The following is a 12,597-nucleotide window of genomic DNA, read 5'->3' on the forward strand; positions in this document are numbered from 1 at the left end:
ATGTCTATCGATCAAAGCCAACCATCTTCCGCTCGCCGATACTCGGGCGCGGCCCTGGATCGCATCGCTTTCCCTCTTGGCGGCATCGGCGCCGGTATGGTGTGCGTCGAGGGCGGCGGACGCCTCTCCAATGTGTCGCTTCGCAATCAACCGGCGCTCTCGAACGAGCCCCCGCTTTTCGCGGCGCTCTGGATCAGGGGGCAGGGCGCGCAGGTGCTGGAAGCGCCCTTGCCGGCGCACAAGTTCGACGAATCCTACTCGAAAAAGGCATTGCCCGGCCTCCCGCGCTTCGATGGCGCGAGCTTCGAAGCGAAATTTCCCTTTTGCCGGATCGAGCTGGAGGATGCGGGCTTGCCGCTTGCTGCCAGTATCACGGCATGGAGCCCGTTCGAGCCGGGCCGTTCCGACGATTCCAGCCTTCCGGTCGCGACGCTCGAATATCGCTTCGTCAATCGCAGCGGGGTGCCTGTCGAGGCTGTCTTTTCGTTCAACGGAACCAACTTCCTGGGCGCGACCCGCATGTTTCGGGAAGGAGATGCGATCCTCGATGGTGTGCGGCGTATCCCGCGCGGTTTCGTATTCGAAAGCGGCCCAGCGGACGATCCCGATCCCCAAGGTGGGGCCTTTGCTGCCTGGACCGATGATGCCGCCACGCTTGTCGACGCTTCCTGGTTCCGGGGAAGCGAATGGGCGCAGGACGCTTTAGCGGTCGCCTGGAAGAATGTTGCCGATGGCTTTTGTCTTGCGCGGGAGGCGCCGGAAACCGGCCCATCGTCTCCCGGAGCATCGCTTTCGGTCCCGTTCCGGCTCGCGCCCGGTGAGGAGAAGACGGTCAGCCTGAGATTTGCCTGGTATTTCCCACGATCGCGGCTGCGCACCCCTTTGTGGAAGATCGAGAAGGGCCGGTTCGTGGTGCCCGATTATTCATCTTGCGGACCGAACGACTATTATGCGCCCTGGTATGCGGGGCGCTTCGCGAGCGTGGACGAGGTCGTCGGCTATTGGGATGCCAATTACGATCGCCTCCGCATTGCTTCCAAGCGCTTCAGCGATTGCCTCTTTGCGTCCACTATACCCGAAGAAGCGCTGGACGCGGTGGCGGCCAATCTCTCGGTCCTCAAGTCGCCGACGGTGCTGCGGCAAATCGACGGCAAACTCTGGGCCTGGGAAGGAAGCTGGACCGACACGGGGTCGTGTGACGGTTCCTGCACCCATGTGTGGAATTACAACCAGGCGATCGCGCACCTCTTTCCCGATCTCGAACGATCCTTGAGGGAAACCGAATTCGGTCCCTCGCAAGACGCGGCCGGGCACCAGTTCTTCCGCAGCCGGCTGCCGATCCGCCCCGCGGACAAAGCTAGCGACCATGACAATGAGCCGGCCGCGGCCGATGGCCAGCTCGGCGGGATCATGAAGGTCTATCGCGATTGGCGGATATGTGGCGACGATGTCTGGCTGCGCGATCTGTGGCCCGCCGTCCGGCGCTCGCTTGATTATTGCATCGAGCATTGGGATCCGCGGCATACGGGTTGCCTCGAAGAACCCCAGCACAACACCTACGATATCGAATTCTGGGGCCCGAATGGCTTTTGCTCGAGCTTTTATCTGGGCGCCCTGAAGGCTGCCGTCGCGATAGGCGAGTTTCTCCATGACGATGTCGAGCCTTATCGCGCGCTTCTTGGGCGTGGCCAGCGGCGGATGAGCGAAGAGCTCTTCGATGGCGAATATTACGTCCATCGCGTCTCGACCGAAGGGCTGCGGCAGACGCCACTCGCCGTGGAGGGACTCGCGCGGCCGATTTCGGAAGAGGATCGCGCGCTCTGCGCACGCGAGGGTCCCAAATACCAATACGGCATCGGATGCCTGTCGGATGGCGTACTCGGCGCCTGGCATGCCGATCTCTACGGGATCGACGATGTCTTGCCGGAAGACGAGGTCGCGAGCCATCTGGCGGCGGTCTACCGCCACAATTTCAAGCGCTCGCTCAAGCATCACGTCGCTATCATCGGCGGCACCACGAGCAGCGCGATCGGCAGCGAGGGTGGCCTCCTGACTTGCACCTGGCCCAAGGGCGGCCAGCCGACGCTCGCTTTTCCTTATGGCGGCGCGGTCTGGACCGGTATCGAATATCAGGCCGCGTCGCACATGATTCTGCACGGGATGGTCGCCGAAGGTCTGGACATCGTCCGGACCGCCCGGGGGCGTCAGGAGGGTATCAGGCGCAATCCCTTCGACGAAGTCGAGGCCGGCCATTGGTACGGACGCGCGCTATCGAGCTACGCTCTGCTCCAGGCCTTGGGCGGTGCCAGATACGATGCGGTCGATCGGACACTGTACCTGCGCCCGGCATTGGAGGGGGATTATAGCTGCTTCCTCGCGACCGCGAGCGGCTATGGGCAGGCCGGCGTGCGCGACGGCATGCCATTCCTTGTCGTCTGGTCAGGCGACATCGATTGCCGACGCATCGATTATCTCCCGGCGGCTTGACGACGCTCCTCGTCATTGGGGAGGCGATTGCCAAGGACCATCCCAGTTTGCCGGGATACCGATCGCGTCTGCCGTTGGATATTGGCGCCGTGAGTGCCGTTGCGGGTCTTGCCGGGGGTGCGCGTTTCTTGATGGAGCAATCGCTCAGGAACGCACGAGGACATGCCGATCATGCCGGATGCCGCCGCGAAGACCCCGGGCATTTCACCGCAGCCTGGTGGCATGGATCGCTCGCTGATGTCCCGGTTGCGGGCGCGGTTGGTTCGGCGCACGGGATGCGCCGAGGAAGCGGCCGATATCGTGCAGGACAGTTTTTTGCGCTACGCGCAGCGCTCGCCCTCCGTGAGCAATCCTGAAGGCTATCTCTGGCGCGTCGCGCGAAACCTCGTCGTCGATCGGCGCCGGCGCGCCGCAATCCTCCCCTGTCTCCCGCTCGACGACGATATCGTGTCGTCCGCGCCTGCGCCGGACCGCGTTCTTGTCGGGCGGCAATCGCTCGACCAGGTCTTGCGGATCGTCGACGGATTGCCGCCGCGCTGCCGCGAAGTGTTTCACCTGCGCAAGATCGAAGGCTGGGAGCAGCAGGAGATCGCCGCCCATCTCGGCATCAGTCTCAACATGGTGCAAAAGCATTTGCGCAAGGCGCTGGCGGATATATCATCGGCGCTGGATGAAGATTGCTGAGGAAAGTCAGGCGGGGCGCCTCCTCATATCCGTCCGTCGACCGTCTGGACGTTGAGAAGCTGTTGCGCTGGTCCATTATGCCGATCGAGCAGGTCCGGATGTTTGTTGCGCGTTGGCAAGACGTACGCCGGCGCCGTGCGGCGCAGGCCTGGGTCGTGCGCCTCGATGCCGGCGCGTTGAGCTCGCGGCGCGAACGCGCCTTGCAACATTGGGTGGCGACCCCTGCCAATGCCGACGCCTTGCGCAAGGCTGCGCGCTTTTGGGAAGGAATGGACGACATCCTCCTGGCGCAGCGGTTACGCTCGACGCGGCCGGCCGCCCAATGGCGAGGCACGCCGTCGCTTAGGATGAAGGTCGTCCTGCTGGGCGGCGTGTTGATCGTCGCTCTGGGCGGCTTGTCACAAACCGACTTTCTGATTGCGCTTCGCGCAGATGCGCGCACCGATACAGGCGAGACGCGGCTGGTGACTCTGGAGGATGGCAGCAGGGTCCTGCTCGACAGCCATAGCGCGGTCGATATCGCCTATACGCGTGGAGAGCGGCGCGTACGGTTGCTCGAGGGGCGCGCGCGCTTCGACGTCGCGCCCGCGCCCGACCGGCCGTTCCTGGTTCAGGCAGGGGACGGCGTGACGCGCGCTTTGGGGACGACGTTTTCCGTCGATGCCGATGGCGCCGCCACGCTGGTAAGCGCGATCCGGCACGACATCCGTGTATCGCTGGGCAACAAGGCCCAAATCCTCCATCCCGGCCAATCGCTGCGATATGCGGGCCAGCTCGGATCGCCGGAAGTCTCCGACGCGAGCGTCGATGCCTGGACGCGGGGGATGGTCGTGTTCGACAATGCGCGTCTGGCGGACGTCGCCGCGTCGCTCCAGCGCTACAGCGACCGGCGGATCCTGATCTGGGGCGCCGCACGCGACCGGCGTTTCAGCGGTGTCATCAAGTCGGCCGATCCGCTTGGCGGGCTCGCTGCGATCGCGAAAAGCGATGGCCTGGAATTGCGGCTGTTGCCCTGGCTGGCGGTCGTGACCGCCCGCTGAAACATTTCTGAAGCCCCCGACCTCCTCAAAATCGAGCGCTCTTCGTCAAGGTCATATGGACCTCGGCATGGTGCCGGTCCACAAATGACCTCGAGGGGGGAGATATGGGAATACGTGCAATGGCGCTCTTGGTGCGCGCCAGTGCCCTGGCTGTAGCGGGCGGGCTGTTGATGCCGGCGGTCGCCCAGGCGCAGTCGGTCTCGGGTGATGAGCGGGTGACGGTGAATGTCCCGGCAGGACCGCTCGGGCCTGCGCTCGAGGAATTCGGGAAGCAGGCAGGCGTTGCTCTGGTCTATCCCGCCGAGCTCGCCCAAGGGCTGTCGACCAATGGCGTCAGCGGCACGATGAGCGTCCAGGACGCGCTCGTGCGGCTGCTGTCGGGAACCGGGCTCACGATGCAATTCTCGGGCGGGGCGATCAATCTCGTTAGGGCCGGGGGTGAAGGTGGCGAACGCGTGCTGGGCGCTGTGCGGGTGCAGGGCTCGCAGGACGGTGGCAGCAGCTTGGCTGGGGCCACGCCGGTCAATGGGATCAACGGATCGCGTGACGTGACGGCGACCGAAGGGACGGGGAGCTATACGTCCAACGCGCTGACAGTGGGGTCGAAGACGGCTCAGAGCATCAAGGACGTGCCGATGTCGGTGTCGGTCCTGACCGATCAGCAGATCAAGGACCAGAACATCACGACCCTGACCGACGCGATGCAGAACATGTCGGGCGTGACGGTGAACAACGCCGGTATTCCCGGCTCGGAAGAATATTATTCGCGCGGCTATCAGATCACTCAGGTTCAGATCGATGGCGGGGCTGCTCAGATTCTCGGCTCCAGCATGGGCGCTGGGATTCAAAGCGGTCGCTATACTCCGATCATCGACATGTCGCTCTACGATCATGTGGAACTGGTGCGTGGAGCGTCCGGTACCTTCAACGCCTACGGTGATCCTTCAGGCGTGATCAATCTGGTGCGCAAGAAGCCGCTCGACCACGCGCAACTGTCGCTGGAGTTCCAGCTGGGGTCTTGGGCGCGCCATCGGGTGTCGGCGGACGTGACAGGCCCGCTTGGCTTCGGCGGCAAGCTACGCGGGCGCCTGATCGCGACGCATCAGGATAACGACTATTTCTTCGACATAACCCACAGCGACCTCAATATTCTATCGGGAACGCTGGAATATGATCTTACGCCGACAACGCTGCTCAGCGCCGGTATCAATTATCAAACCCATCGGCAGGACGGAGCGCGGACGGGAATTCCGCGCTACTTAGACGGCACACTGGTCGATTTGCCGCGCTCGACCAATTGGACTTTTCCTTGGGTTTTGAGCACGCAAGAGAATCTCGAATATTTCGGGCAGCTCGATCAGCGGATCGGCAATAACTGGACGTTAAAGTTCAAGGGAACGCGTATCAGTCAAAAGGGCCTCAGCGAGGGGGTTTCTGCTGGGTCGGACTACGTGTTGACCAGTGACCTAGCACACTCGGCATTTGCAAAATATGGATTGGGAGCGATCGCGCCGAGAACTAAGCAAATGCAGTACGAAATTACGCTCGACGGCGCCTTCAGGCTTTTCAGTCAAACGCAGAAGGTTGTGGTCGGCGCCAATTACTCAATGGCAGATCAGGGAGGGTCGGCAGAGTACTATGGAGGAAGCTTGGCTGCGAATGGAATTCCAACAAACCCCTTCGCCCGATATTATTTCAATCCATTTGCATTTGATCCAAGCATTCTGGTTGATCCAACGGGATGGATGGATCCATCCAGTAAATCTTTTTATGTCTCGAAGCAGGATGTTCGCATCGTCAACGCCTATGTTAACTTCGAATTTACGCCGTTCGCGCGCGTTCGCATAGTATCTGGAGCGCATTATTCCGCGTTTCGATCTCGTGGATACAGCTATGATCTGTGCACGGGAGCGATGGTTACGAACGGTGTACCAGGGTGTACCGCAGTCGGCGTGCAGCCCAATCCTCGGAATGGGCAACTCTATAAGGGGCAGCAGTTCAGCTGGCCGCCGTCCGTGGTTGCCAAGTACGATTTCTCTTCGAACCTGACAGGATATGCTGGGTACACCGATATCTACCAGGACCAGTCATTTTATCGGACACAGGATGGAGCTCCGTTGCCGCCTCTTACCGGAGGAAATTTCGAAGGAGGGCTGAAGTGGCTTTCCCCGAACAAGAAATTCAACATTGCTTTTTCCGGCTACTATATCCGCAAGAAGAATCAGGCGCTCGGCGTTTGCGATTATGATCCGTCAACAGATGTTCCGGACTGCACTGGCCCGGCGTCGGGCAGTCCGTCGGGCGGAGAGTTGGTCAACCAGACCTATTGCTGCTACGCGATCGATCCAAACTGGCGCGAAACCAGCTATGGGGTGGATTTTGAGGTGTCGGGCGAAATCCGCAAGGGCTGGCAGGTCAGTGCGAGTTACAATTGGAACAAGACGCTATCTGCGCCTGGGGGGCTTCTTTTCGATGGAAAGCGAGCACCTCTCCAGTCTTTCATTCCCCCTCAGCAATTCCGATTCTGGTCGACATACAGGTTTGATGAAGGTTCACCTCTTGACGGAGTGGTACTTGGCTTTGGTGCGCGAGGGCAGACAAAGACCTTTGTGACGACTTATTATTGCCCAAGGGAAAGCGTAACACCCAACGGGTGCAGCGTATCCATATACCTTCATCCGGTTTATTTCACTGACCCTGGGCACGTCATTTTCAGTGCGAGCCTCGGATATAAAATCAATGACCAACTCAGTCTGAATGTCGAGCTTGAAAATCTGCTCGACAATACTTATTTGTCCACGATCGGTACTTTGGGTTCGAATAATTATTATGGGTCTCCTCGTGGTGCGATCGTAACCCTGCGAGGAAAATTCTGAATTTCTTTGAAATATGTATACTTCAGCTCCGGGGCCTAGCGGCGCCGGAGCGCCTTTATGTACGGCGGCAGTATAAATGGTTCAGGGCGCGCCAAATTGGTTGGCGTGGCGCCTTGGTTAAGCCGCAGCCTGAATTGCCGATGATGCCCGCTTGGCCGCAATGAGAAGCGTGCTTGTTGCAAACCGCAGGGCTGCCGATCGTCTCCTTCGGCCAGCCATGTCCGCACCACCGCGGACCTCAAGCTGGTCAGCATCACGGCGGCCGGCCAGCGCAAGATCGGGGTGAACGCCAATGCGCTTCTCGCAGGCCCACGGAGCACCTATCCGGTCACGCGGAGCTGGGCCGAGCGCATCCACGATACGTGTCCGGCCGCCCAGGGCCTCTATTACATCTCCTACCAATATGGACCCGAGTTCGCGCTCGTCCTGTTTGGAGATCGTGTCCCTGGCGATATCCTAGAGGCCTTAGACAAGCGCGCCGTCGCCGATCCTCTCTGCCACGAAGACATTCGGCAACTCGCCGACACGCTCACGATCGATTACGCGGATGTTTAACCCGTAGACTTACCTGTCTCGTCAGACGGGTGTACCTGGCGATGTCTTCGATCAATCGACCGGCCAGACTTTCAGCTTCGTCGTTTCCATCGGATCGCTGAACGGGCCGGCCCGCAGGCTATCTGCCGACCGCCCCTTGCCGAAATAATCGGTGTCGATCGTGAAGCTCGTGCCGTTGGGCGCTTCGAATGCCGGGGCGGGCATGGCGGGGCGACCGAAGCGCGGTTGCTGGATGGCGCCCAGCCGCTCCGATGTGACAAGGTCCGCCGCGGGAGCGGCATCGGCAGGCAGGTCGATGGCGAGGTACCAGCCGTCTACTTCCCGGACGAGGACCGGTGTCGCAAACGCCTGCGTGATGTAGTGCGGTGTTTTGTCACATGTCGGCGGAATGGCGAGGGCGCCGTAGACATTGCCCTCCGACACGACCGGTGCCGATGCCCAGTCATAAGGCTGCATGTCGATCGGCCCAAGCAGCAGGTTGTTGTACCAACGATCGTCGCCGATATGGACAGGCCCGAGACACGTCACCTCGGTGCCGTGCGGTTCGAGATAGGGCGTCTGGCGGCCATGGCCACCCGATTGCGACATCATGCCCGTCACGAGATTGTGCACGAACGCGCCCCCGGTCGATTCCACCTTGAGCCCCCGGTGCGACAGCAGGATGTTGCTCGCGACCAGATGCGGCCCGTGATTGACCTCGAGATAGATGTCTTCGGAAACGTTGTCGTGCAGCAGATTGCCGGTGACGCTTGCGCCCTGCGCCATCCAGTCGAGCCAGATGCCGCGGCGCGTGCGATAGACATGGTTGCCGCTGATCTCCATGTCGATCGCGGCGTGGAACTTGATACCGCCTTCCTCGGCGCCGCTGAAATGCTCCATCAGATGGATGTCGTGTATCTCGTTTCCAGTGACGGTCGAGAAGGCGCAGCCCATGCTACCGACGATGCCGGCCTGGCCGCAATAAGAGACGTGGTTGCGGCGGACCACGTGGCTGCCGATCGTCTCCTTCGACCAGCCGCGGTCATGCGCGCGCTCGATCGTGACCACATAGCCTTCGGCGGTATTCGCGGACATGTTGTCGAACTCGTCGCCATGCTTGCCGAGCGTGATGCCGACGCAGCGCGAATGGCTGATCCTGTTGTCCTCGATGATCCAGCCCTTCGACCAATTGGTGCCGATCAGGCCGATCTGTTCGGCGGTCGGCGGCGCCCAGGGCGTGGCGGCGTGCCGCATCTCGAAGCCACTCACCGTCAGATAGTCGATATGGTTCCGGCTCGGGTAGAAGACGCTCTGGCGGACATTGACCTCGACCAGGCCCTGGTTCGGATCGCCCTCGAATTGCGCCCAGACGATCGTTTCCTCGTCTCCGACCTCGGCGAACCATAAGGGGCGGCCCTTGATGGGCTCCAGCACTTCCTCCTTGTCGCGCGCTTCGACCCGCGGTTCACCGTCGAGATAGACGCGGGCGGTGTGGAAGGTCCGTCCGCGGCCATTATACCAGTCGCCCTTGATCTCATCCGCGAACGGATTGAAGTCGCCGAACACATTGTTCGGGATGGCCGCCTTCCAGGTCGAATTTTGTTCCTGCGTCCAGCCCGTCACCACTTCCGAACCGGTGATGACAGGGCGAGCGCCCTGCGCCGCCCGGTAGACGATGCGGTCATCGTCGCCGGTGCCGCCACGCGGCGGATCGACGCGCTCGCGATAGACACCGGCCCCCACTTCGATCGTGTCGCCAGGCTGCGCCAGCTCGGCTGCCGCGCTGATCGTGCGCAGTGGCGCGTCGGCGGTGCCTGGATGCGTGTCGTCTCCCTCGATGGAGACTTGGAAGACCCGGCCCGCCGTCTGGATGGTGGTCTCGATCAATTGGCTGTCTGCGGTCACGAAACGCCTCGTCGTTATTGGTTTGGAAGAATACCGTCGAGGAACGTCTCGGAACGCGCGGAACCGCAGACAGCCGATATACTTTGGCGCGGGTTTGCGGTTCCAATCTTCCTGCCCCGTTTCTGATCGTTGTCGAGCGCGCCGCCTCTAGTGGCGTTTCAATCGATTCACCTTCTTATTTGGGAGCGCGCATGGAACTGGTTGATCTGACCGTGGAAGGAGAGCGCAACCCATTGGGCATCGACGACCTCGCCCCACGCTTCAGCTGGCGACTGGCAGACGATGGCAGGGGGATCAGGCAGGCCAGCTATCGCATCCAGGTCGCGGCCGATGAGGCGCGGTTGATCACCGGTATCGCGCTCCTGGTCGACACCGAAGAATGTCGCTCGCCCCACTCGCATCTGGTGGAATGCCGGTTGCCCGTGCTTGGCTCGCGCCGTTCCTATGCCTGGCGCGTCCAGGTACGCGACACGCAAGGGCGGCTATCCGAGTGGAGTGCTCCACAGCGCTGGGAAATGGGGCTCCTCGACAAATGCGAGTGGAGCGCTCGCTGGATTTCCCCGCGAGAATATCGCGACCGCGATGTGCCGTCGCCCGCGCCCTATCTTCGTCGCTCGTTCAACGTGCGGCCCGGCCTGGTGCGGGCTCGTGCCTATATGAGCGCGCAGGGACTTTACGCGGCGCGTATCAATGGCGAGCGTATCGGCGACGCCGTCCTCACGCCCGGCTGGACCAGCTATCACGACCGCATCCAATATCAGACTTATGACATCACCGACGCGCTCGTCGTCGGCGAGAATGTCGTTGGCGTGATGCTGGGCGACGGCTGGTTCCGGGGCAGTCTGTGGCCGGGGCCGCGCAATCGCTATGGCGAGCATCTGGCGCTTCTTTGTCAGATCGAGCTCTTCTATGCGGACGGCACGAGCGAAACGATCGGTACCGAGCGCGACAATTGGACCTGCTCGACGGGCGCCATATTGTCCTCGGAGCTCTATGCCGGCGAGGTCCAGGACGCGCGCCTCGAACCGATCGGCTGGGATCGGCCTGGATTTGATGCGTCCGAGTGGAGCAGCGTTATCGAGGCGCCTGAGCCTCGCGGCCGCCTCATCGCGCAATCTTGTCCGCCTGTCAGGCGCATCGAGGAACGCGCGCCCATTTCGGTGGAGCGGCTGGCCGACGGTCAGGTCATCATCGACATGGGGCAGAACATGGTCGGGTGGACGCGGCTTCGCGCGTCGGGGCCTGCTGGCACGACGATAACCGTGCGCCACGCAGAATTGCTCCAGCCGGACGGCAGCCTTTATACCGAGAATCTTCAAGCCGCGGTCCAGACCGACCGGTTCACGTTGCGGGGCGAGGGCGAGGAGATTTTCGAGCCCCACTTCACGTTCCACGGCTTTCGCTATGTATCGGTCGAGGGTTATCCCGGTGAGCTGACGCCGGACGCGATCACCGGCATCGTCTGCCATTCGGACCTCACGCTGACCGGCGAATTCGAATGTTCGGAGCCCCTCGTTAATCAACTCCAGAGCAACATCCTCTGGAGCCAGCGCGGCAATTTCGTCGATATTCCGACCGATTGCCCGCAGCGTGCCGAACGCATGGGGTGGACCGCCGACGTTCAATTGTTCGCGCCGACCGCCGCCTTCAACATGGACGTCCGGCGGTTCCTCTCGAAATGGCTGGAAGATCTGGCGGCCGACCAGCAGGACGATGGTGCCGTTCCCTGGATCGTGCCGAGGATCGAAGGGCAGGAGGGAACGGCCGGCTGGGGAGACGCGACCACTATCGTTCCCTGGACGCTCTACCAGCATTATGGCGATCTGCGCGTTCTGGAACGTGCCTATCCGAGCATGAAGCGCTGGGTCCAGTATATCGATCGCCGCGTCGGGCCGGACCTCATCTGGGCGCGCGACTTCCAGTTCGGCGATTGGCTCGACTATCTCTCCGTAACCCAGAACGAAGCGTTCGGAGCAACCCCGCCGCCTCTGGTCGCAACAGCCTATTACGCGCGTTCGACCAACATCCTCGCCAGGTCGGCGGTGTTGCTCGGGCGCGACGCGGATGCCGCTCATTATGCGGCGTCATTCGAGCGCATCCGTGAGGCGTTCGTCGCGCGGTTCGTGGGCGAGGATGCGACTGTCCGGGGCAGCTCCGAGCGTGCGCCGTCCCAGGCAGGCTATGTCGTGGCGCTTGACTTCGATCTTCTCCCCGAGGCCTTGCGGCCTCCTGCGGCGGCAAAGCTTGCCGCCGAGGTGCGCGCATCCGGCCATCTGACCACCGGCTTTCTCGGCACGCCGCGTCTGCTCCCGGTGCTCAGTCGGTTCGGCTATAACGACGAGGCGTATGCGCTGCTCGAGCGGCGTGACGTGCCGTCATGGCTATATCCCGTTACCAAAGGGGCGACGACCATCTGGGAGCGCTGGGATGGGCTCTTGCCGGACGGCTCGCCCAAGCCAGACACCGACATGAACTCGTTCAACCACTATCTCTACGGCTCGGTCGGCGCCTGGCTGTACGAAACGGTCGCGGGGTTGGGGCTCGATCCAGAACGGCCCGGTTACAAGCATATCCGCTTCGCGCCGCAGCCGGGCGGTAGCATTACGAGGGCCAGCGCTCGTCATCTTGGTCCCTATGGACCGATTGCGATAGCATGGGAGCGGTACGACGAGCATTTCTCTTGTAGCGTCGACGTGCCTCCCAACAGCAGTGCGACGCTGCGTTTTCCCTCGGCGGATCCAGCGCGCATCCGCGAGGGCGGCCGGCCGATCGCATCGTCACGAGACATCAGGGCGATCGTGCCGGGCGTCGATCACGTCCTGATCGAGTTCGGGTCGGGGAGCTTCGCATTCGACAATGAGCCGGGCAACGACCAGCAATGATGGCCGATGCGCTGCCCAATGCGCCACGTTCGTCGCCGGGAGCGACGGCCGAGCGATACGCGTGACGAGGGCGGGTGGCCGCCTCGGTCAAATTTGAAAGGCGTGCCGCCATGCCTATCTTCACCTGTTCGGCCTTGCCTTGGCTTGCGTGTGTCGTATTTTTTGACGGCAATGATTGATGCGCAATCA

General features: G+C 61.9%; 7 protein-coding genes. 6 read left to right on the forward strand and 1 reads right to left on the reverse strand.

The annotated features are described in order from the left end of the window. From Q0L25_RS14595 to Q0L25_RS14615, 5 genes are all read left to right on the forward strand, one after another. Entirely contained in the window at window positions 1-2,487 is a 2,487-nt protein-coding gene (locus tag Q0L25_RS14595; protein WP_296615451.1) for a GH116 family glycosyl hydrolase, read from the forward strand. A gap of 162 nt (window positions 2,488-2,649) precedes the next feature. After that, complete coding sequence (locus Q0L25_RS14600) at window positions 2,650-3,171, forward strand: sigma-70 family RNA polymerase sigma factor (protein WP_296615452.1); 522 nt, start codon at window positions 2,650-2,652, stop codon at window positions 3,169-3,171. A 98-nt stretch (window positions 3,172-3,269) separates the two neighbouring features. Then, window positions 3,270-4,211, forward strand: coding sequence for a FecR domain-containing protein (locus Q0L25_RS14605; protein WP_296615454.1), 942 nt, complete (start codon window positions 3,270-3,272; stop codon window positions 4,209-4,211). A 119-nt stretch (window positions 4,212-4,330) separates the two neighbouring features. After that, on the forward strand, window positions 4,331-7,087 hold the full coding sequence (locus tag Q0L25_RS14610) for a TonB-dependent receptor (protein ID WP_296615456.1): 2,757 nt from the start codon (window positions 4,331-4,333) through the stop codon (window positions 7,085-7,087). Window positions 7,088-7,330: 243 nt separating this feature from the next. After that, window positions 7,331-7,642 (forward strand): RES domain-containing protein, encoded by a 312-nt coding sequence (locus Q0L25_RS14615; RefSeq protein ID WP_296615742.1) that lies wholly within the window; start codon window positions 7,331-7,333, stop codon window positions 7,640-7,642. Between the two features lie 51 nt (window positions 7,643-7,693). Here the strand turns inward: Q0L25_RS14615 and Q0L25_RS14620 are convergent, their stop codons facing one another. Then, entirely contained in the window at window positions 7,694-9,526 is a 1,833-nt protein-coding gene (locus Q0L25_RS14620; protein WP_296615457.1) for a right-handed parallel beta-helix repeat-containing protein, read from the reverse strand. 191 nt (window positions 9,527-9,717) lie between these two features. On the opposite strand from Q0L25_RS14620, the gene Q0L25_RS14625 reads away from it, so the two are divergent. Continuing rightward, window positions 9,718-12,408 (forward strand): glycoside hydrolase family 78 protein, encoded by a 2,691-nt coding sequence (locus Q0L25_RS14625; RefSeq protein ID WP_296615459.1) that lies wholly within the window; start codon window positions 9,718-9,720, stop codon window positions 12,406-12,408. Window positions 12,409-12,597 lie beyond the last annotated feature (189 nt).

The organism is Sphingomonas sp. (assembly GCF_024508665.1).
Classification (GTDB): domain Bacteria; phylum Pseudomonadota; class Alphaproteobacteria; order Sphingomonadales; family Sphingomonadaceae; genus Sphingomonas.